The following is a 23,233-nucleotide window of genomic DNA, read 5'->3' on the forward strand; positions in this document are numbered from 1 at the left end:
TTCAATGCCTCCTTCTAATGTATCATGCTAAAACTTTCATTAATGGTTGCTTCATTCACATGACCGGGTAGTACTTTGACCAATACACCATCTGAACCAATATATGCAGAGGTTGGGTAAGCGCGAACGCCATATTCTCTAGCATACACACCGTCTTCGTCGAGTAAGACGATCATATTCTCAGTGTCTAATCCTTCGTACCAGAGCTTGAAGGCCTCTGTTTCTTTCTCGTTTTTGTAACCCGGTGATACTATCGTTATGACCCTATATCCTTCAGACCTTCCACTTAGATCATCCAGTTCATCCATACCTGAAAGACATATGGAACACCATGATGCCCAAAACTTCACATACACTTTTTCTCCTTTTAATGCTTCAAGAGATAAAGTCTGGCCGTTTGTGTCCATCAAGGTAAAAGCAGGTGCTTGATTACCTTCATTTTTCATACTCTCTTCTTCACTCATCATATCTTCTTCTTCCATCACGTCCTCTTCTTCCATCATGTCTTCTTCTTCCATTACCTCTTCTTCTTCCATCATGTCCTCTTCTATTGTGGTTTCAGACTCCATCTGAGGCTTACCACAACCTACAGCGACTAAAGACATAATCGTTATAAGACCAATTACCATTAATATCTTTTTCATACTACGGCTCCTTTCTTAGTGTTACAAACGCTTCTTATCGAATATTAGTTTCATAAAATACAGTTATATAATTAAGCTGGTCTGTCATAAGTATAATGCCCATGATAATAATGATGATGCCGCCGGCAATTTTTATTTTTCCCATGTGTTTATTTAACTTCTTCATTGGGACTAGAAGTAAATCAGAAAATAAAGCTAATATCATGAATGGAATCATCAAGCCGAGGGCATATATGAACATCAACCAGCCACCATATGCAGCTTGACCTCTACTTGCCGAAAGCGCCATCACAGCACCAAGCACCGGTCCAATACAAGGTGTCCATCCAAAGCTAAAGGTGAAGCCAAGTAGATAGGTACCGAGGATACCGGCATTGTCACTGGCTTTAAGTCTTAGCTTACTTTCCCGCTCAAGTGTTTTAAAGTGTATGAGTCCTGTTTGGTGAATACCAAGTAATATGACTATAGCACCACAGATTCTAATAAACCATGTGGAGCTGATGAGTGAACCCAGACTCCCAGCACCAAACCCTAGCAGGATAAAGCTGGTCGATATCCCGACAACAAATATAAATGTCTTAAAAATCAACATAGGATGGATGGTCAAGGATCCAAATTGTTTACTTGTGCTTTCTCCCCCAACTAAATCAGCTGAAAGACGTGATACATATACCGGTAATATTGGTAAAATACAAGGTGCAAAAAATGATAGAATTCCTGCAACAAAGACCGTACTCATAAATAAAGATTCAGTTGCCATGGTTTCACCTCTTTTCTCGTGTAGCTTAAGTCTATTATATAATGATAATCATTATCATACAATGTATTTGGTTCATCACTTTCTTAGATTACTTCATAAATACTTTAGGTTATGGCGTTAAAACTATTGGATTAATGACTCCGATAATGATATAGTAAATAACAGAAAACAAAGGAGACCTATATGAATACACAAATAGATTTAGATAAAATCCGTACAACAGCAGAAAACTATTATAGAAATGGTGATTTTTATTGCTCTGAGGCTATTGTTAAGACCATCAAAGATGAATTCCAGCTCTCAGTATCCGATGACATCATCGCTGCTGCTTCCGGCTTCCCTGTTGGCATGGGGAACTCTGGATGTAGTTGTGGCGCTGTAGTAGGCGGCATCATGACCTTAGGACTGGTTTTCGGTCGTACTGAGGCTAAAGATAAAAAAGTAGTGAAGACCATGAAATTGGCCAATGAATTACATGAGACTTTTAGAAAAAAACACAAAACCTTATGCTGTAGAGTTTTAACCAAAGGCATGCGACTTGGTTCCCGCAAGCATATGGATCAATGCATCTCTTTTACAGGTGAAGTTGCTGAAGAAGTCGCCAAAATTATAGTTCGAGAATCCGGTAAATTAAGATCATCAAGTAAAAACTGATATATTCCAAATCATCATTAATAAATAAGTTCTAATCTGTATAAATAGAAAGACCAAAGGATTATCCTTTGGTCTTTCTATTTATAGGCTTTTTGTTATGTAAGACAAGATGTATAACAACTTGTAGATTATAATTCGGTATACCCTCTTACTAACCAATAATTGTATCCCTAGTCTTAATTATCGTTGTCATCATCATCGTCGTCATCGTTGTCGTCATCATCATCGTCGTCATCATCGTCATCATCGTCATCATCATCATCGTCATCATCGTCGTCGTCATCATCGTCGTCATTATCGTCATCTTTATCGTCATCTTTATCAAATTCCAGTACTTTTCCTGTATAAGCATCTATCTCAATCTCATATTCTCGACCTTCGAATCTTATCTCAATCTCATACTCTGCATCATCGTCATCATCATCAAATTCAAACTTGATAATTTCGCCATTTGCTAGACCCAAAGCTATTTTCTTTGCCGCTTCTACACCGATGACGTCTCTGGATATACTCGAATCATATTCATCATCATCGTCATCATCATCTTTCTCAAATTCTAGTACTTTTCCTGTATATGCATCTATCTCAATCTCATATTCTCGACCTTCGAATATGAGTTCTATCTCATATTTTAAGTCATTATCGTCGTCATCAAATTCGAATTTTTTAATCTCGCCATTAACTAGACCTAGAGCTATTTTTTGGGCAGCTTCTACACCAATAACTTGTCTGGAATCTGATAACACTGTCGTTTCTTTGGTTGTTTTTTCCGCAGCTTCTGAGGCACTATCTACTTTGTTTTGTTCTGAAGAACTTTTGTTGTTATCTTCTTTATTTTGTGTCGCGCCGGTAACAGCATCTACATTTGCGACTATAACATTTTCTACAACACTTGTTTTTTGATCATCCGTCTTAGCTAGTATTGCTTTATTAGAATCATTCAGATCGCTTTTGTTAATGACAGCATCTGCTGAAGCTGAAGCTACTGTACGTGTTAAAACAAGGGCTTCTATCTGTTTATTTTCTAAATAAACCGATATCATCTGGTTAACTTTATCCACATATTTTTTTTGTGATTGTTCGTCCGTAACGGTAATTGTAACCTTATTGTCCTGACCGCCTGATATATAGCCCGTAAGAATCATTAGGTCAACAAGATCGTCAACGACTTTTTCCAAGTCTTTATCCTTCATCGTATAATTAAGTAGTAATGCTTCTGCATCCTCATTAAGCGGTTTGATTTCAACAACTTTTTCCAGCCGGTTCGATAGAATCTCAATACTAGGATTGACATCCATCGTAAAGCTGTTTACCGGAGCGTTAAAAAAGAATCCTAAGCCGATTGCCATAGTAAAAATAACTGTTGTTACACCAACCCAAGTTTTATTTAACTTTGCTTTCATAATATTACCTCCTGTTTTGAATTCTGTTATTTTGCATCTATAACAGGTTAATGCGCTAGGACCCTCATTTATTGCATATAAATAAAAAAAATATGACTTCACATAAAAAGTCATATTTTAAAAAATTCATTTAATCTATATCGTCATCATCTTCGTCATCGTCATCGATATCATCGTCGTCATCATCATCGATATCGTCGTCGTCATCATCATCGATATCGTCGTCGTCATCATCATCGATATCGTCGTCGTCATCATCATCGATATCGTCGTCATCATCATCATCGATATCGTCGTCGTCATCGTCATCATCGATATCGTCGTCGTCATCATCATCGATATCGTCGTCGTCATCATCATCGATATCTTCGTCGTCATCATCATCGATATCTTCGTCGTCATCATCATCGATATCTTCGTCGTCATCATCATCGATATCTTCGTCATCATCAATATCATCATCGTTGTCATCAATATCATCATCTATAATGGTATAAGGTAAATCAACACGTTCAAGCTCTTGTTCTTCAATAACCGTACTTAAATCCAGTTCCATATATTTTGCCATACTTATAAGTTGTTCCAATGATAATCTAGCCAGATTATCCACCCTTAGTTCAGGAGATAGTATCATCAGATTACGAATAAACGTCATCTTTCCTTCTGATATACCATAGGCCTTCGCCATGTCAGTAATAGTATTACTTCTGTCAATCGCTTGAGCCAACACAATGGGACGAATGCTGTCCTCTGCCAGATGGTTGATGATGACCTCCTTAATCTCTTGCTTTTGAAGATTGGCCTTTTCTTTATTGTCATTATATACAGAGACCAACAACATATCATCTGATTTTGTGATGTAGCTTGTCAATATCAATTTGTCCACTAGGTCTATGGTCACTTGATTCAAGGTTCTTCCTTTGAATTCATAGTCACCAATAAATGTATGGGTCTCGGCATTTAGAGCTGTTATGCCTATAACCTTATTCTGCTTGTTGGTTTCTATCTGAATACTTGGATTAATATCCAAATAAACGGTACTATCAATGGCTCTAAGCTGAATATTAAAAAGTACAACAAGTAATACAACCGATGCTATGGCTGTCATATATCTGATCGGTGGTATGTATTTTTTTTGTCTGGTTATGTCATCATGCTTTTCTTGTTTGACTCTTGGCTTTTCTTTTATGGTCTCAAGTAACTGAATGGGTGCCTGTTCTATTCCCTGCGACAAATGTTTTAATATTTTCTTTTCATTCATAGTGCACCCTCCTTTTCTTCTAAATATGCTCTTAATTTTTTTATAGCCCTGTGGTACTTGGACAGCGTTGTAGAAAGCCCTAGCCCTAAGTTGCTTGCTATCTCTTTGTGTTTCATGCCTGTTACTGCATGTAAAAGAACAATCTGGCTTTCTTCACTGGTCAATTGTTTGAGGGCTACTTCTAGTACCATTTTATCTTCCGGATCTGTTATATAGGAAAAGCGATGATCATTACTAAGCTGCTGATCTTCCATATAGATAATACGCTTATCTTTTCTGAGTTGACTCAAGTATAAGTTCTTAGTTATAGTAAAAAGCCAAGCCAAAGGTTTACCCATGGGTTTATATAAATGAGCCGCAGACAGAACCTTAACATAAGTCTCTTGAATTAAGTCCAAAGCTTCCTCGTGATTTTTTGTTAGAGATAAGGCATAAGTGTAAAGTGTCCTTTCTGTAATCTGATACAGTTCGTCAAAAGCAACCATATCAGATTCACCAATACGGATAAAGAGTCCTTCGTCAATATTTAGATTTTTATATGTCGATGGCTTAGAAACTTCATCGTCTACAACAAAGGTAAACAGTAGCATGTCATTCTCCTTATATACTATTAACGTCTAATGCGTCTATTTTATTGCATATTAATATTTTTTAGCTTGAGGCGCTGGTGGCAGCTGCACTTGCTGCGGTGATCGTAGCAATCATAGCCGCTGTCTGAGCCGCAATAATTGTTTCAATTGAAACACTCAGGGTTGTGGTGATGAGTCCATTTTCTTTGGCGGATTGAATATAATGATCGGAAATAATACCGGATGCCAATAATATATTCATTCCTTTACCTAACCATTTATATTTCTTTAAGCCTTTAAGCCAAGTGGCAACCTCTACAAAATCTTCACCCAACACTTTTTCATCCATATCCAGTAAAGCGACAAGACCGATGGCGGGATAGTATTCTGTTGTCACCTTCAGCTTATTTTCTTTCATGATTTGAAAAAGATAGCTACATCGATTGACCATATCCCTCATGTTCATGGTAGAAAAAGCCAGTATATGTGAGAGCGTCTGAAGCCCATTGCTTTTGGTAAAACCGACTTCACTTAATGCTCGGTAATAGGATTCAAGCGCATCTACTTGATGATTGGAAGTTGAGAGTAATATGGCCAAGGCATAATCATCGCCACTGGTTAAAAATGGGTGATTGGCTTTCATATCTTTGTATATTTCCATCGCTTTATCTATCCTTTGGACAGCTTCATCCCTTGATGTTAAGGTTTTTTCAAGTGCGTAACTAGCCGTACATAGATAACTGCTTTGCTTAAAACCTGCTTCTTTTAACAAGGGTTGTCTTCTGTACATTTGATCAAATATATCTTCCGGCTTATCATACTGAGCGCACAAAAGACCAGCCACTGTAAAGTTCATCATACCTCTATAAGGTGAAAATGCACCGGTTCGCATCTTGATATGTTTTTTCATCCCTTTAATCTGGTCTACATCAATATCCTTCTTACTCATAGTATAGCTAAGCGCCACAAGATGAATCAGTAAATTGTGCTCCCACATAAAAGGTTTTTCTAATATAAGAAAATTGTTCATTAAGCGGTCTATACTTTCTTGATAATATGGCTTCATTCTAATCTCCCTTTTCAAATCTCTATACTTCACTCTAATTTATTGTATCCATCTACCATTTTACCCCATATGCATTATTATAGCCATGGTCCTGCTCTTTATTTAATGGTATTTTAATTTCAACACAAAAACAGCAAGCATTCATTTTGACCTTTCCCTCGAGGGTCAAAAACGAATACTTGCTGCTATAAAATTTGATTTTTCAAAAAAGTTATTCATATGAAACACTAAGGTTCACACCTACTCGGCACCGCCAAAATCGACTATGAAGTTCCTGGAAGTAGTGTGTATGAACGGAGCAAGACAGCAGGAGCTGTCCGCCGACTTTTGGTGCAGGACGCACCAACTGGAGGCCGAAGTCATACATACTACGGAAGGGTTTTCATAGGACCCACCTTTAAGCCTTAAAGCCCCTACTGTTCTCCGTATAGACCGACTCATTCAACTTGTTCTTCCCATAAGTAAGTCCAGCATACACCTGCTGACCATTTTGAATCAGGGGTGCTGTTTTCTGCTCTTCTTTGGCCGCTTGTTGCCATCCGAGTAAGAGCATATTTAAAACATCTTTAGCTGATTCAAGAGGTTTTATACTGTTCTTAATGGATGCTTCAATAAATCTTTTGTTCACGAAAATATATAACGACATCAGGTCTCTTGAAATATCGTATTGAAAGTCCAGATTGTCACTTAGTTCTCTTAGCAACCGCGTTGCTCTATTCATACTGTTGGTAAAGCCTTTTTCATCTTCTTGGTCAAATCGATCTATGGCTTCATTCATTTCTGTAATCAGCATCTCATAGTTGATGACCACTAAGTCGTTTTGGCTAGCATTAACGATTCTTGTTTGAAATTCTTTAGCAAGTTGTGCATTCATCTAATCACCCTAACCTTGTAAGAGTTGTAGTAATGACTGTGGCCTTTGATTGGCTTGCGCAAGCATAGATGTTCCTGCTTGTTGAATGATGTTTTGTAATGTAAATTGAGACATCTCATACGCCATATCCGCATCTAGAATTCTAGATAAGGACGCTGTCATGTTTTCTGAAGCCGCTTCTAAGTTAGCTATAGTATGCTCAAGACGGTTCTGATAAGCACCAAGCTTGGATCTTACCGTTGATATGGTCTGTATGGCTGTATCAACAATTCCGATTGCTTCTTGTGCACCACCGGAAGTGGATAAGTTAAGATCGGTTATACCAAGAGCTCTTGGTGATAAATTCTGAATCCTAATCTCCATAAACTGACCTTCATTAGCACCAATCTGTAAATCAAGCGGGCCTGTCTGAAGAAGGTTCATGGTTACCATGCCAATATTATCACCGGATACTAACCTTAACTCAAAATTATTGTTAGATTCAAATACAATATCACGCCCAACGGTAGATACAGTTGTACCTGCTGGGAAACCATCAATAACATTCGTAGTCGCCGGATCATCAAACACAATACTGGAGCCATTGATTTGAACATTACGTCCTAAGTTTCCAAAGCCTTTTTCAAGGGTGATATTACCGGTTTCAAAACCTAGGCTTTTAGCTGTCGCTATATCGTCCGGATCTGAAGTTGTATTTGGCTTTAAAGTTACTTCAAAACCATCTTTATTAAATGCCACTAATTTATTTGGGACATCATCTGTAAAAGCAAAATAAGTGTTACTTGCCAATGCCTGCGTATTAAGCGCCGTTAAAACATCTTCTCTTCCAGCTGCAATATCTAAGTCAAAACCGGCACTAAAGTCAACGGTTGCTACCGGTGCACCATCCACATAGATGGCAAGAAGACCAGTAAGATCATTGCCTGCTCCGGTAGATATTGCATCTACAGGTACACTTTTTGTAAGGTCGGCGGTGCCGATGCCTGTTACAACTGTTCCTACTTCAAAAGCACCTAACTCGCCAGCTAGAGTAACATCATTAGGCTCTGCTGCATTGGCCGGCTCAACCACAAGTGGCTTAGCAGAATAGATGACCAATTCGCCTGTACTGGAATAGGATAGCTCAAGACCGGGTATGCCGGCTACTTTTAATTTCTCATATATGCTTTGATTGGTATCTGTATTATCAAGAGATACAGTTGTACCATTAATCAGAACATTGCCACCTGGTGCTGTTATGGTTGTGTTGGTACCAATATCTATCATCGTTTCAAATACATTGGCTGTATTGGGTTGAAAATGCTCGTTATCCAAGCCTAGTGCAGTAAGAAGACTTAGATCCCCTGTTACATTCAGCTCTCTAGGTCCAAATTGGTTCATGGCCAAGCTTAAAGCTTTACCATTTCCAAAAGGTGGTACCGGTTCAATACTTATGCTAACATCCACTCTTGAAGATAGGTCTCTAAGCTTAGAGAATACTTCTTCACTGGTATCACCGGTTTCAATTTTGACTTGCTCACCATTAATGTTAATGGTACCTTCAACCGTTGCTTTACCGTTACCGTCAAATAGGTCAACAATGCCACCAACATCTTTGGTCACACTGGCAAGTTGGGACACTTCAAAAGAATAGACCCCAGCTTCTACAGTATCACTCATGGATACAATATCTGCGATATCCGCATTGGTTGAAAAGGCTCTACGGTCGATATCACCGTTTAAAAGCTTCATTTGGTTGAATTCAATTGAAGATGATATTCTATCAATCTCGTTTTGCATTTGTCTAACTTCATCTTGTACTGCTTTTCTGTCTTGCGCATCGTAAGTACCATTTGAAACTTGAACCGACAATTCCCTTACTCTTTGCAGCATAGCATGCACTTCATTGAGGGCACCCTCTGCTGTCTGTATTAATGATATGCCGTCCATGGCATTTCGATTCGCCTGTTTCAATCCTCTTACTTGCGTGTCCATTTTTTGAGTTATTGCGAGACCTGCCGCATCGTCCGCTGCATGATTAATTCTTAGGCCAGATGATAATCTCTCCAAAGTCTTGTCGAGCTTGCTGTTGGATTTATCTAGCTGATGCAGGGCACGAAGTGAAGGAATATTGTGGTTAATTCTCATAGTGTACACACCTCTCTGATTGAAATTTTTGTGACAGATCTTCTTTTTCCTTAAAGATAATTCTGCCTTGGCAATGATTATTCATCACTCTTTAGTTTTCTACAGTGTTTATCGACATATTTTCTAATAATTTTAGTTGAAAATGAAAAATATGTTGATTTGTGGTCTTTAATTTGTCTTAATTTTATTTTTAAGATCCTTTTCTTTGGCTTCATCCATCTTTTGAATGATGGCAGAAAGACCTGTTGCAATCTCACCCACTTGCGCGGGCAAGGTTCTTGGTATTACTTTTGTATCCTCCTGTTTAACTTTCATATTAGATCTCCTAAATCTGAATCTCAAATGTAGATCCGTTTGTTTTTCTGATATTCATACTTTCAATATCATTTTTTTGTGTTCCCGTTATAGGATCTTCAGTCACAAAATTGTTATAACTGATGCCACCAAAACCAAAATTTGTTTGAGCAACCATTTGCTTAATCTCATTTTCGAAGCTCTTTACCAATTCCAAGTCTTCTTTATTGGATGATTGAATGTTCATTTGCATTGTTGTCTTTTGGATTTCTACCAAAGCCTGAACCGTACCCAGATATTTGGTCTTGAAACTCATGAAAATCTTAATCCCTTCTAAATCTTCCCGTATACTTGTTTCATCGTCACCTAGGATATACAGATTCAGTTGGCTGATTTCTCCACCCATCATGATGGGTATCTGGTAGTAATTATCCTTAAGCTGTATCATTTGAGTATGGTTTAGGGTCGAACTAGCACCTTGTAAGTTTTTTATATCTCTAGCTTCTAATGTACTTCTTCCATCTAGAAGCTCTTGTTCTAAGCCTGTCATCAGTTTTTTCAAATCATCAATAGATTTTTCACCTTTTAGTAGGCCTTCTGAAACACTTTTTACTTGCTCCACCATACGGCTTTTCTGTTCGTCATTATCAAGGGTATGGATTGCATCCCTAAGCCGTGTCATAAGCTCAAAGGGCTCCTTAGTAAGGGCCATAGCCTTTTCTAACTGGCCCGGTGTTATGGGCATCTCATTTTTTATCATTGTCTTAACAATTTCCGGATGCTCCTTGGCAAATTCCAGATATTTCATGATTTGTGTCTGGTCTTTTACAGTAGGTTCTTTTATGCTCTCCATATGGTTCTTTAGATTTTCTAGAGGCATTTTTTCATGGTCTTGAGACTTTAAGTCTTCTAATGTCTGAGCTAACTTGGGTTGACTCAAGGTTGTTATAAAATCTTTGACTTGAAGGTCCAAAAGCTCTTTTCTTAATATATGGACGTTTGATAACTCTATGTCCATATCATCAAGGGCGGTTACAGTCTCCACCAGTGAATGGGTTGCTTTTCTATCCATGTTCTCAATGGCACTCATTACCTGTTCTCTTATACTGGCTTTAGGACGTATCACCTCTAAGGTTCTGCCAAAATCATCGTCAATATCTGCTGCAATAGCCGGTTTAACACCTTTGGTTTTTTGAATAAACTTAGATGCTTCAAAAAGTTGTTCTAAATTCAAAGGCAATCCATTTTTGACTAAAAAACCGGTAGCGGCGCCCTTTGAACGTGTTACCGTGTCGAATGTTCTATAGATACCCATTAAACTTTCCCGCTCTTGTGCAGTCAAAACTTTAGAAGCATCCAACTCTACAATCAGGCGACTTATTTTCTCAGAACCAGTTTCGCCAAAGGCCTCTTCAAAACGGTGCATCCATTCCAGCATTTCATCTATATCAAGATCCATTGGTGTAATACCCGACTTAATCATAGATATAACCATATGAGGGTTCATTCTGGTGGTTATGGTTTCTACTTTACTTTGTATTGCTTGAATCTGTAGAATATTTTCAACCGTTAGAGGCATTTCATTTCTGGCTAATATCTGTACTGCTTCAATGGCTTTAGGTGTGATCTCCAGATTAAGATCTTCTAGAATAGGCTCGATTTGATCAAAGGTTTTCTCTACCCTATCACCGAGATCTACTCTTATTTTTGTTCCACTTTCTTCATATTGCTTCATGGCAGTCTGTGAGTGGATCTGGTTTTGGCCGACATCAAACCTTACCAGTTGTAAGGCATCCTCTTCTACGACAGTAGCCGTTGCCATTTCATTTATAGTCATGGCATGGTTGCCCATTAGTCGAAGCAATACTGAATCCGGTAATGTTTCAACCTGTCTGACTTGGTCCATGGTCCTGCCTATCGTTTCAAGGTTCTTATCATCCGGTAGCCATTCGTGACCTTGTGCCAAGCTACGATAGATCTGCTGTTCATGGTCTCTAAGGGCTTCCACTACTTTTTCCAGAGGCTCTGTTGTGATTTTTATACCCTTACCTTCCAGCTTCACAGCTGCTTCTATTGACATTTTGAGTCGAATTTCCTCAAGATGTCGTTTGTGACTAATGGCCTGCTGAAGCACTTTCAAATCCGGATTTTCAGGTACGCTTGGATCATCTTCATTGACGGTTTGACCGCTAAACAGTTGCTCTAAGGTCATCGCTGTATCTTCTTTTGTGGCCCATAAGATATGTGAATCCTGTATCTTATGTAATTTATGGATTAAGTCAACAGGATTCATATTCAAATGGGTTTGTTCTTTGATTGTCTCTTTATTGTGCGTATGTAAGTGGTCTAAGGGACCAAGAACAACTTGATCTGCTGGTTGATTATGCTTGATTTGATGGATGATGTTTTTTAAGATAACATCTGTATCTACTTCAGACATTTTTTCCTTAGGACTCAGCAAAAAATCTATCTTTTCTTTTGTGATATCTATGTTGCGGGATATCATATCTTTCGTGACATCTATGGCTTTTTCGGTCGGTTCTATTTCATTTTTCACCAAATAATCTTTAACCATCTTTGTCATGTCTTCATGTCCCATATCCAGCTGTGTGGCAAGAGGCAATGGTGTATGAATTGCCTTATACGCATCCGAGATGGTGGTTGGTGCCTTGTTGCCCACTAAGGCAACGCCTCTAGCATCAGACTGAGCTATAATAGTCTTAAGCTGTCCTAGAACTTCATTGATCTTATCTAGATTCTTCTTATTGACTGGCATATCATTGGCTTTAAGCTGTCCAACAATTTTTTCTAACTGTTTTACATCTTTATATTGTCCTTTGTAATGATCGACTTCAATTTTTATGGCTTCTCTGATAGCTTTTAGGTCATGGTTAAAGATGGCTTCTTTATTGTTTCGTACTACTTGAGTCATAAGACTAATGCTTAACTTATTGATATTCAGCTCTTGTTGAAGCATGCTTTTCACATCTTGAGACGTCATTTTATTCACCAATTCGTTTAAATCTGCCTTGACCTGGTCCACCATTTTAAATAATGCTTTTTCTTCGGATACATCAAGGGGTTTGATGGCACGAATCAATTCCTTGGGATAGGACTTGGCTACCTCAAGGGATTTTTTTCTACCGGACGGATCGGAGATAGCCCCCGTATCTTCTGCCGATCGGCTGGGTGGTAAATATTTCAATTCCATACTGTCTTTTTTAACTTTTGTCACTTCAAGTAATATATCTTCACCAACCGCTTCAACAACCGGTATATGGCTTTTAAGTTCAACAAGACGTTCATCTAAAAGGATGGTCGTCATGCCATCATTTTTTTTTACCACTTGAGCATGTATTACCATACCTTTTGTATAGGTGGTTTCTCTTATATTCGAATCAACACTGGGTTGATTTTCCATGCGTATATGTATACCTTGGGTCATTTTACCATCTCCAATCTTCATCTATTTCATCGGCATCTATGAACCATTACTTTAAGAAAGCACTAAAAAAATAAGACCTCAAATGCTTAGCATCTGAGATCTCATGTTTTTATGATTAGAACCAACCTTACTACTCTTATCCTTTGATGATTTTATCTAAACCTTGAATTTATCCACTTCCATTTTAAGGCCATCTGCATTTTTCTTAGTATTGCTAATCTCATTTTGAACACCTTTGGCTTGGTTTTTGGCTTCATTAATACGATTGGCAATAGCAACCGTACCACCTGCACCTTCATTTGCAGCTGTTGCCACACCATCAATGGTATCCAAAACACTTTGTAGTGAAGCCAGTAGTTCTTCTGATGTAGCACTAAACTCTGTTACCAGATCATCTACAAATCCGGCATCCTCACTATAATGGTCTGCAATTTCCAACATGGATTTGTAATCATTATTAACATCAACGGACATGAATTCAAGTAGTTCATGGGCACTGCCAGAGAGATTCTCTACTGAACCTGTTACCTTCACGGTAACATCTTGAATCTTAAGTACTGTATTCTTTGATTGCTCGGCTAACTTCTTAATCTCATCGGCAACCACGGAAAAACCTCTTCCTGATTCGCCTGCCCTTGCCGCTTCTATAGCTGCATTAAGTGCTAACAAATTGGTCTGTTCCGTTATCTGCATTATGGACTCCGATAATATGTCAATCTGCTCTACAACTTTGGATTCATTAATAGCATGTTCAAGTCTTCGCTTGGTACTTTCAAAAATCTCTGATGTTTTTTTCTGAGCTATGTTTACATCTATTTTAGTTTTTTCTGCACGCTTGCTTATCTCATTTGCTGCGATCGAACCATCCTGTGAACGTTCTGCAATGGATTGAACCGCTTTTTCAATCTCTTGGGAAGTCGCTGACATCTCCTGAGATGAAGCTGCAGTTTCTTCCATATTGGCTGCTAAGCCTTCGGTAGTCGAGGCCACTTCTTCAAGATTATTATTGAGATGGTTGACGTTCCCCATAACATTTTCAACCTCTTTATTAATACTATATGATTCTTGCTTAATGTTATTAATCAAATCCTTAAGAGAGATATTCATACTGTTTATAGCACCAAGGATTGATCCGATTTCATCTTTTCTTGATAGGTATTTCTGATCAATTTCCTGAGTAAAGTCACCATCAGCAATCGTATTCAAATACTCAGAAGCTTTGATAATCGGACGGGTGATAAAAATCTCACTAAAAAGATAGATCAAAATACCCGACAACACCAAGATACCACCCACGATGAATAGTGTTCTTAGAATCATTTGCTGAACACCTAAATAAAGCTCACTTCTTGGTATACTGATTAAGAGTTGCCACCCCGTACTTGGTAGTGTTGTAAAATAGACCTCACTAGATTCACCGCCTATATCAATGATTTCCATACCTTCACGATTCGTCGATAAAGCTTCCTGCATTTGCATGAGTTCTTCATCTTCCGCTATATTCAGGTTCATTTGTTTTTCTTTAACAGGATGTGCCAAAATATTGCCCTGACGATCCAATAACATAGCAAAACCATGCTCACCGATTCGAACACCATCAATCAAAGCTTGTATGGTTGTCAAATCATAGTCAGCAGATACAACACCAAGTACATTGTCACCTGAACCTATGGCAACTGATGTGGTAATCATCGTAATCCCAGAAAGTTCATCGTAGTATGGATCTGTCCACCCAATACCATTTTCAGCATTTTTTCCTATTAAGTACCAGTCGTTAGATGGATAGTCATACTCCGGACCTTCATAATCCTCAGTGTAAACAATGTTTTCTCCGTCTTTATAAAGATAAGGACCAAAGTATTGTGTATTCGCATTATAGGTATAGGGTTCAAGCCACAAACCAGATCCAAGTGTGTTAGGATTGAGAGGTAAAATACTTTCTATCACTTTACTGTAGTCCTCTTTTGGCATCTCGTTTCCATAGGTTGCATAGATGTTTCCAATCGATTTAGCAATTTGACTATGAGAGGTAAATTCGTGTTCCATACTCTCAACAAGGTATTTCAGATTATAGTCCACCTTCTCAGCAATTTGGGCTGTGATTTCCTTTTGTGCATCCATTATGTTCGATGCTGCAATACTTATGGCCACAACAATGATAATAGGTAAAAATATAGCAAGAATCTTGATTCTGATTGACATGTGCTTTTTCATAAAGAGCCACCTCCATCGGTATTTTCAATTTTGATAGGGATTAATTAACAACTATTTGAAAGTTATCTGGGAACTTAGTGATGTCAACGAAAGAATATTTTTGATTAAAAAAGACTGTTAAGTACATTTTACCACCTATTGGGACCAGTTACAATTGATATTAAAGACAAGTATCATAGCTCTTTAACATATTCTATATATTAAATGCTCCAATTTTCCTCTTTTTTCTAATACTATTTATGTTATAATTTGTATTAGTAAATCATTACATAGGAGGTTTTCATGCTCACTTTGGAGAATTTCGGTCTTAAGCTACTGGAAGACTTAAGCCATACATTTAAGCACGCTCATATAGATAAAAGCGGTAATCATATTCGCATCTTATGCGTCGGATACATCGTTGAACTTGTTATCAAAGAATTATTTGTTGACTATAAAACCAATAACAATTATGCTGCTATACTTGATCGAATTCAAGACTCCATAAATGAGTTTGAACATACAGACGAAGGTAAGATTGATTTTGATAAAATCTATCCTCTTGTTAAAAATCATCAAGACATCCTAGACGGACCTGAATGGCTGTACGGTCCTTATTTCCTTAATCTTAATCTATGTTATGTTCAAGAAACAGGTGCCAGCAAAAAAATATTAACAAAACACCTGTTAAATGAGGACAAAAACATCAGTATGGATATGATTCATAAAGCTGCCTATGACAACCTAGTAGCGCTTGAGTGTATACTCCGACAACCAGATGAAAACCTAGATATCTATATGATTTATGGCAACACATATAGCGGATCTTTGCTATCCCGTAATAACTTACTTGATGTAGTTAAATCAAGACTCGGTGAAACTTTTTTAACCGCGATACCTAATGCAGATTTGCTTCTGTTTTCAAAAGACACTATAAGAAATGCACAGATACTCAAAGAAATTATTCGTCGTGATCCTCTGCCTAGAATTTCTGAGTTGCTTTACCGGTATGATAAGGACACTTTCTACTATTATGATATGAACGATATCCTAAAAGTAGTGAAATAATACTTATATGACCATTTGGACTTGATACTTGACAATGTGGTCAAAAAATATATTTAAGAAGGGGAATGTTAATGGGACTATTTGATTTTTTAAAAGGGGAATTTATTGAAGTCATTCACTGGGAAGATGATTCTCAAGATACAATGGTTTATAAATTTCCAATTGAAGGTAAACAACAGATTAAAGAAGGAGCACAACTCATCGTAAGACCTTCTCAAGTAGCTATTTTTGTGTATGAAGGCCAAATCGCTGATGTTTATGAACCCGGAAAGTATTCACTTGCCACTGATACCATGCCTATACTGACAACTCTGTCTAATTGGAAGCATTTATTTGAGAATCATTTCAAAACCGATGTCTATTTTGTGAATACAAAACAGTATACCAACCAAAAGTGGGGCACGACCAACCCTATTATGATGCGTGACCCAGATTTTGGTATGCTAAGGTTACGTGGTTTTGGTGTCTATGCTTTTAGAGTGGGAGACCCTGTCGTATTCTTAAAAGAAGTATTTGGATCTAACCGTTTTTATACCGTGGATAAAATTACCGAACATCTGAAGAGTCTAATTATTTCCAGTACTTCTGATGTTATTGCAGAATCACAAATTGCAGCCATGGATCTTTCCACTCAATATGATGAAATAGGACAAATGGCTATGGCGCGTATCATGGAAAGATTTGAAGTATTCGGTCTTACCCTATCGGATTTCATTATTGAAAACTTATCTCTGCCTGAATCGGTCGAACAAGCCATCGATAAACGCACGCAAATGGGTGCGCTTGGCGATCTCAACCAATATATGAAATTTCAATCTGCTGAAGCTATTCGTGATGCCGCACAAAATACAGGCGGTGGTATGGCAAGTATGGGCGCCGGTTTGGGTGCAGGTATGGGCATTGGCAACATGATGAAAGATGCCATGTCAACGCCTGATGCTTCTAAAGAAACTACAGTACACGTTGCTTCTACACCACAAATTAACTGTCCAAAATGTCACGTTCTTGTTAATAAAGGTACAAAATTCTGTCCGGAATGTGGCAATAGCCTTGTCAATACTTGTATCGCCTGTGGTCATACACTTGAAATAGGTGCCAAATTCTGTGGGGAATGTGGTGCTAGCCAATCTCTTGAATTCAATTGCGCCAAGTGTGGCGAAAAAGTACCGTCCGGTACAAAATTCTGTCCACATTGCGGCGAAAAAACACAGGAGTAGGCCATGAAAGATATAAATGAAAGAGAATTGACAGATTCTATGGCCGACGATGCGGATGAAGTCGTTGAAATCATAGAAGAACAATTTGATGACGCACTAATGGTACCTTGTGCCTCTTGTGGGGGGAAGATGCAGTATAACCCTGAAGGGTCAAATCTTAAATGTTCTCATTGCGGCTCAACCCGTGATATTATGGCAGAGCAGGTCCAGATTGTTGAACTTTGTTTTGAGTCTGCTTTAAAAGAAGACCTAAGTACTTGGGATGAGGCAGAGGTTCAAAGCTTCTCCTGTAAAAATTGTGGTGCTGAGGTTATCTTCGAGGCACATGCTCAAGCAAAATTCTGTAACTATTGCGGCTCCTCATATATTTCTTTGCATGAGACACAAAAGACCATCCCACCTCACTATTTGATACCTTTCAAAGTGGATCAGCAAGAGGCAGAAGTTAAATTCAAACAATGGATAGCAAAACGTTGGTTCGCCCCAAGTGACTTAAAAAAAGAATATAACAATCATCAACTTTTAGGGACTTATGTACCTTATTGGACCTATGATACCCATACTTATTCTTATTATACAGCAGACCGAGGGGATTATTATTATGTGACACGAACACGGGTTGTTGACGGGAAAACCCAGACATACCAAGAAAGAAGGACGCGATGGACCCACGTTAGAGGTGACTATCCTAGGTTTTTTGATGACGTACTTGTTCGAGCATCCAACAAAGTGGATGACCTTATGCTCAAGAAAATTGAACCTTTTAATTTATCTGCTTTGGTCGCCTACAAACCGGAGTATCTATCCGGTTTTTTTGCAGAGCGCTATAGCATATCTTTAGAAGAAGGTTGGACGTCGGGTATTAGAATGGTTGATGATACTCTAAAATCAGAAGTCACGAGAAAAATTGGTGGCGACCAAGTCCGATTTTTGAATATAGACACCGCATACAACGCTATTACTTATAAACATATACTTTTACCTATTTGGCTTTCCAGCTATCAGTACAAAACCAAAGTATATCATTTTATGGTCAATGGACAAACCAGCTTGGTTCATGGTGATTTCCCCAAAAGCCCTTGGAAAATTGCCGGTGCAATTCTATTAACGCTTACCATCATCCTTATCATCGCATATTTTGTCACCCAAAACGGTGCTTAGTAACCTTTTAGATTCTATTTGAATAAACAAAAAAACCTTCTTAATCTTTAGAAGGTTTTTTTACGCAATTTTAATGTATTGAAAATTATAAAAGTACCCTTCCCTCCAAGGCTCTTGAGAGGGTTATCTCATCCACATACTCTAGATCACCGCCGACAGGGACGCCATTGGCTATGCGTGTGACTTTAATGCCAGAGGGTTTTATCAACTTACTAAGGTATACAGCCGTCGCCTCACCTTCTACAGATGAGTTGGTGGCTAATATGACCTCCTGTGTATTTTCCGGTTCAAGACGCAACAATAATTCGCGTACTTTTATGTCGTTTGGCCCCACATTCAACAAAGGCGATATGGCACCATGAAGCACGTGATAGAGACCTTTGTATTGCCTGGTCTTTTCATAAGCAGCCATATCTCTAGATGCCTCAACGACCATGATGGTTTCCTGATCTCGGTTGCTGCTTTTACAGATCGGGCATAATGTATCGTCTGTTAATGTATAGCATTTACTACAAAATTTAATATGACGCTTAGCATGAACAATCGCCTTCGCCAGATTCTCTGCCGAAGCTTCCGGCATACCTATGATGTGAAAGGCCAGTCTTTGGGCCGTTTTGTTACCGATTCCCGGAAGCTTTGACAACTCATCAATGAGTCTTCCTACATGATTACCAAAATAATCCATTTCTACCATCCTTCGATTGCTCGTTAAAACAACCCACCCGGTAAGTTCATACCACCTGTCATTTTAGACATTTGGCCGCTTACCTCTTCTTCGGCTTTTCGAATTGCTTCATTAACCGCTGCAACAACTAAATCCTCAAGCATTTCTACATCGTCTGGATCAACTGCTTCAGGGTCTATGGTGACTTTGGTCAACTCTTTTTTTCCATTAACCTCCGCTTTAACCACACCACCACCAGCTGTTGCTTCAAACAATTGTTTGTCCAGATTTTCCTGCATTTCTGCCATCTGTTTTTGCATTTTTTGTGCCTGTTTCATAAGGTTGTTCATGTTACCCGGTGCACCTGCACCTGGGAATCCTCCACGCTTTGCCATATTATTGCCTCCTTATCTAATCTCAATGTCAAAGTTTATCTTTGATTTAATCTGCTCATATACGTTCTTGGCATCTTTCAAACTTTCGTCTTTGCTCATTTGTCTCTGGGTTATTTGATTATAGTCTTCTTGATCAATAACCTTGATGTTGAATTTCTTATCGAACATCTGCTTAAGCACATGGTCTATTTTACCCATATTTTCTTCTTGTGACAAGTGGTTTTTTCCAATTTCACTGTCGCATACGATATACACCACATCATCTTCTAAATTAATCGGAAAAGCACTTTTTAAAAAGGCTTTGGTTACGGTGTGTGTGTGTTCCACCACACCCTTCCAATTGTGAATGACCTGTTTTATATCCTCTGGTACAGCATCAATATCAATTACTTTTTGCAAAGACTTCTTAGGTGCCTCTTTTGATGTCTGCTTTTCCGGCAAGGTTTCATGAACCATGATGCCTTTTTTTACTGTTTCTTCAAGGTAGGTTAATCGATGTCTTAGACCTTCATTTGTATCATCCATATCTGGGTTGCACAACTTAAGCAACTCCACTTCAAGGAGAATTCTCTCACCCGACATGTATTTGATTTTATTTTCAAGGTTAGATAGTTGCTTGATATAATAAAGAATGGTTTCTTCTTTAAAACGTATGCTTTGCGTCTTAAGTAAGAGAATCTGGTCCATGGTCATATCCAGTATCTCATCCGGTTCATCCACACTCTTCACCACCAGTAGATTCCTAAGGTGGTTAACCGTATCCAGTATAAACTGCAAAATATCTCTACCTTGCATGGTGATTTTCTCCACTATGTCCATACAAGCTTTTGCATTCCGGTCAAGTAAGGCATCTGTTAACTGAGCAAAAACCTCATGATCGACTGCACCTAGAACATCCAATACTTTCTCAAGGGTCACATCTTCTCCAATATAAAAAGCAATACATTGGTCAAGGATACTGAGCGCGTCGCGCATGGAACCATTGGCCACTTTGGCAATATAGTTAATGGCTTTTTCCTCGATTGTAATATTTTCTTGTACCATATAGGATTTTAGTGCGCCAGTAATTGTCTCTATGGTGATTCTTTTGAAGTCATAGCGCTGGCATCTTGAAAGCACCGTTGCCGGTATTTTGTGAGGTTCAGTTGTAGCCAGAATAAATATAACATGCTTTGGAGGCTCTTCCAATGTTTTTAGTAACGCATTAAAGGCGCCTGTTGACAGCATATGTACCTCATCAATTATATAGACTTTATACTTTCCAAGTGTAGGCGTGTACTTAACTTCATCACGAATGTCCCGAATATTATCAACACCATTGTTAGATGCTGCATCAATTTCTATGATGTTCATGCTTCCCTTTTCCTCAATATCCATACAAGAAGGGCACCTATGACATGGGTTACCTTCTATCGGTTCATCACAGTTAATGGCCTGAGCAAATATCTTGGCAGTAGATGTCTTACCCGTTCCTCTGGTACCACACAACAAATAAGCATGGGTTACCCTTTGTGACATGATTTGATTTGTAAGTGTTTTTACAATATGGTCTTGTCCCACCAAGTCTTTGAAACTTCTTGGACGCCATTTTCTATATAAGGCTGTATACGCCATTTAAGTCACTTCCTATCTGTTTCTAATTCAAGTATGCTCTTTTACTATTTTACCACAAGTTTGAACACTGGTGTAGTTCATTACACTGTAATTCAATTGAACCCCTCTATGTTTCAAAAAAACCTTACACATTCAATTCTTTTTGGTATAATAATATCTATAAGGTGGTGAATTTATGAATTTTTATTTAGCAAGACAACCCATATTTGATCGCAATCAAATCGTGATTGGATATGAGATTATCTATAGAAGCAGTTTAAACTCTCCTGAAAATGTAGACAGTGAGTATGACGAGGCCACATCTCGCCTATTGCTTAACAGTTATTTAGATGTTGGCATGGATACTTTAATGGGTGGCCATATTGCTTTCATCAACTTTGATCGGGAATTAGTTCTTAAAGATAGTCCTCTACTTTTAAACAAAAGTACCACAATTATTCAGATTCCTTCGGATGTTGTTCCTGATCCTATTTTCTTAGATAAAATTAGTGAATTCAAAAATGATGGTTATCTTATTTCCCTAGCCGGTTATATCGACACCTACCCACATAACAATCTACTTGAATTGGTGGATATCATCCAAGTCGATCTTACTCAGAACACAGCTAGTAGTCTTAAACGGATTGTGAAGCGTTTCCAAATGACCACTCAAATACTTTTGGCAAAAAATATAGAGAGCCATGATAGCTACGAAACGCTTAAGCGGATGGGGTTTGAGCTTTTTCAAGGTTACTACTTCTGTAAGCCAACGCTAACAAAAGGGAAAATACTACAACACTCCAACTTAAATAATGTTGAAATATTAAAGTTATCAAATGAAAGTGAACCTAATATTAAGGAAATCTCAAAGCGTATAGAAGAAGATATCAACCTCACCATCAAACTTCTTAGGTTGGTTAATTCAAGTCACTATTTCATGAATAAGATTCAGTCTGTTCAACATGCTCTTGCCATGGTTGGTGTGCAGTCCTTTAAGAATTGGCTCAATATTGCACTTATGGATTCTTTGTTAGGCGAACAGACACCGGAGATTATTAAATTATCTATGGTACGTATGAAAATGATGGAAGAAATCGGTCATGTCAGTAAGATTAAGTTGCATACAGACTCTTTGAAATTAATCGGATTACTGTCCGTTTTGGACGTCTTACTGGATAAAAATATGATGGATGCTGTTGGACCTCTCCCAATCGAAAGAGAATTAAAAATTACACTTTTTGGTAAAGAAACAATTTATACGCCTATCTACCGATTGGTCCTTGGTTATGAAAAAGGGAACTTCAATATCGCTTACCGCTATGCAGAAAAAGCAGGTATCCATCTGGATGCACTTCCCCAGATTTATGCAACATCTATACAATGGGCTGACGATTTATACAACCACATCTATCCAAGTGAAGAACCTACTGTAATAAAGTAGCAAGGAAGTAGCCATCAATGAAGAAATTTCCCTAAAGAATACCAAAAAGACTCGAAGCTTAAAAAGCTCCGAGTCTTTATATTTTTATTAAATTCCGTGCATCGCACATCGAATCTCAAACACAGGCGTTACCTTACTAGTTTACTCAAATCCGGCACCCTTACGGCACACAAGATATTCTGCTTAGTGCTGCTTCCGTCAGGATCTGACACGGTTCACAGATTCTCATTGCGTAAGACCAGATCGTCATCGTCACTTTTTAAGGGCGGCCCCACATTCTTCGACCCTCGGATTGATATCACTCCTGCTATAGCGGATTGCAGGTACAGGGCACCGCTAACTCCCCAGCTGCACGGAAACTTTTTGGCTTCATTAAACGACACACAAGCTTTCATGGTTATTTC

The 23,233-nt window shown here is 38.3% G+C and carries 19 protein-coding genes and 1 other RNA gene; 5 read left to right on the plus strand and 15 right to left on the minus strand.

Annotated features, from left to right (window positions below):
- Window positions 1-14: 14 nt before the first annotated feature.
- Window positions 15-644 carry a redoxin family protein gene (locus PATL70BA_RS08205; protein WP_197715799.1) on the minus strand — a complete coding sequence of 210 codons (630 nt, stop codon included), beginning with the start codon at window positions 642-644 and terminating at the stop codon, window positions 15-17.
- Between the two features lie 34 nt (window positions 645-678).
- The gene (locus PATL70BA_RS08210; protein WP_125136920.1) at window positions 679-1,404 is read right to left on the minus strand and encodes a cytochrome c biogenesis CcdA family protein; all 726 of its coding nucleotides are present in this window, start codon (window positions 1,402-1,404) and stop codon (window positions 679-681) included.
- Window positions 1,405-1,587: 183 nt separating this feature from the next.
- Here PATL70BA_RS08210 and PATL70BA_RS08215 point away from each other — a divergent pair, with 183 nt between their 5' ends.
- Window positions 1,588-2,058, plus strand: a complete 471-nt coding sequence (locus tag PATL70BA_RS08215; RefSeq protein WP_125136921.1) for a C-GCAxxG-C-C family protein — start codon at window positions 1,588-1,590, stop codon at window positions 2,056-2,058.
- 176 nt (window positions 2,059-2,234) lie between these two features.
- On the opposite strand, the gene PATL70BA_RS08220 is transcribed toward PATL70BA_RS08215, so the two are convergent.
- From PATL70BA_RS08220 to PATL70BA_RS08255, 9 genes are all read right to left on the minus strand, one after another.
- Window positions 2,235-3,461 carry a PepSY domain-containing protein gene (locus PATL70BA_RS08220; RefSeq protein ID WP_243115996.1) on the minus strand — a complete coding sequence of 409 codons (1,227 nt, stop codon included), beginning with the start codon at window positions 3,459-3,461 and terminating at the stop codon, window positions 2,235-2,237.
- A 130-nt stretch (window positions 3,462-3,591) separates the two neighbouring features.
- Entirely contained in the window at window positions 3,592-4,722 is a 1,131-nt protein-coding gene (locus PATL70BA_RS16265) for an anti-sigma-I factor RsgI family protein (protein WP_172596172.1), read from the minus strand.
- On the minus strand, window positions 4,719-5,312 hold the full coding sequence (locus PATL70BA_RS08230) for an RNA polymerase sigma factor (protein WP_125136922.1): 594 nt from the start codon (window positions 5,310-5,312) through the stop codon (window positions 4,719-4,721). The genes PATL70BA_RS16265 and PATL70BA_RS08230 overlap by 4 nt, the downstream gene beginning before the upstream one ends.
- A gap of 61 nt (window positions 5,313-5,373) precedes the next feature.
- The gene (locus PATL70BA_RS08235) at window positions 5,374-6,357 is read right to left on the minus strand and encodes a DUF4003 family protein (protein ID WP_125136923.1); all 984 of its coding nucleotides are present in this window, start codon (window positions 6,355-6,357) and stop codon (window positions 5,374-5,376) included.
- A gap of 397 nt (window positions 6,358-6,754) precedes the next feature.
- Window positions 6,755-7,231 (minus strand): flagellar export chaperone FliS, encoded by a 477-nt coding sequence (locus PATL70BA_RS08240; protein ID WP_125136924.1) that lies wholly within the window; start codon window positions 7,229-7,231, stop codon window positions 6,755-6,757.
- A gap of 9 nt (window positions 7,232-7,240) precedes the next feature.
- A complete protein-coding gene (locus PATL70BA_RS16795; RefSeq protein ID WP_197715751.1) occupies window positions 7,241-9,358 on the minus strand; it encodes a flagellin N-terminal helical domain-containing protein in 2,118 nt (705 codons plus the stop codon).
- Window positions 9,359-9,526: 168 nt separating this feature from the next.
- Window positions 9,527-9,673 (minus strand): hypothetical protein, encoded by a 147-nt coding sequence (locus PATL70BA_RS16270; protein ID WP_172596173.1) that lies wholly within the window; start codon window positions 9,671-9,673, stop codon window positions 9,527-9,529.
- 10 nt (window positions 9,674-9,683) lie between these two features.
- Window positions 9,684-13,118 (minus strand): DUF6240 domain-containing protein, encoded by a 3,435-nt coding sequence (locus PATL70BA_RS08250; protein WP_172596174.1) that lies wholly within the window; start codon window positions 13,116-13,118, stop codon window positions 9,684-9,686.
- A gap of 135 nt (window positions 13,119-13,253) precedes the next feature.
- Window positions 13,254-15,311, minus strand: coding sequence for a methyl-accepting chemotaxis protein (locus tag PATL70BA_RS08255; protein ID WP_125136926.1), 2,058 nt, complete (start codon window positions 15,309-15,311; stop codon window positions 13,254-13,256).
- A 282-nt stretch (window positions 15,312-15,593) separates the two neighbouring features.
- Between PATL70BA_RS08255 and PATL70BA_RS08260 the strand changes: the two genes are divergently transcribed.
- From PATL70BA_RS08260 to PATL70BA_RS08270, 3 genes are all read left to right on the plus strand, one after another.
- Window positions 15,594-16,358, plus strand: coding sequence for a DUF1444 family protein (locus PATL70BA_RS08260; protein WP_125136927.1), 765 nt, complete (start codon window positions 15,594-15,596; stop codon window positions 16,356-16,358).
- Between the two features lie 71 nt (window positions 16,359-16,429).
- Entirely contained in the window at window positions 16,430-17,575 is a 1,146-nt protein-coding gene (locus PATL70BA_RS08265) for an SPFH domain-containing protein (RefSeq protein WP_125136928.1), read from the plus strand.
- A 3-nt stretch (window positions 17,576-17,578) separates the two neighbouring features.
- A complete protein-coding gene (locus PATL70BA_RS08270; protein WP_125136929.1) occupies window positions 17,579-18,736 on the plus strand; it encodes a zinc ribbon domain-containing protein in 1,158 nt (385 codons plus the stop codon).
- 85 nt (window positions 18,737-18,821) lie between these two features.
- Here PATL70BA_RS08270 and recR read toward each other — a convergent pair whose 3' ends face one another.
- Genes recR through dnaX form a run of 3 tightly spaced genes read right to left on the minus strand, consistent with a single transcriptional unit; the run spans window position 18,822 to window position 21,409 of the window.
- Window positions 18,822-19,421, minus strand: a complete 600-nt coding sequence (gene recR / locus PATL70BA_RS08275) for a recombination mediator RecR (protein ID WP_125136930.1) — start codon at window positions 19,419-19,421, stop codon at window positions 18,822-18,824.
- Window positions 19,422-19,444: 23 nt separating this feature from the next.
- Window positions 19,445-19,795, minus strand: coding sequence for a YbaB/EbfC family nucleoid-associated protein (locus tag PATL70BA_RS08280; RefSeq protein ID WP_125136931.1), 351 nt, complete (start codon window positions 19,793-19,795; stop codon window positions 19,445-19,447).
- 12 nt (window positions 19,796-19,807) lie between these two features.
- Window positions 19,808-21,409, minus strand: coding sequence for a DNA polymerase III subunit gamma/tau (gene dnaX, locus PATL70BA_RS08285; protein WP_125136932.1), 1,602 nt, complete (start codon window positions 21,407-21,409; stop codon window positions 19,808-19,810).
- A gap of 175 nt (window positions 21,410-21,584) precedes the next feature.
- Between dnaX and PATL70BA_RS08290 the strand changes: the two genes are divergently transcribed.
- Entirely contained in the window at window positions 21,585-22,829 is a 1,245-nt protein-coding gene (locus PATL70BA_RS08290; RefSeq protein ID WP_125136933.1) for an EAL and HDOD domain-containing protein, read from the plus strand.
- A gap of 94 nt (window positions 22,830-22,923) precedes the next feature.
- On the opposite strand, the gene ffs is transcribed toward PATL70BA_RS08290, so the two are convergent.
- Window positions 22,924-23,185: signal recognition particle sRNA large type (gene ffs, locus PATL70BA_RS08295), an RNA gene on the minus strand.
- Between the last annotated feature and the right edge of the window lie 48 nt (window positions 23,186-23,233).

This window comes from Petrocella atlantisensis (genome assembly GCF_900538275.1).
GTDB lineage: Bacteria > Bacillota > Clostridia > Lachnospirales > Vallitaleaceae > Petrocella > Petrocella atlantisensis.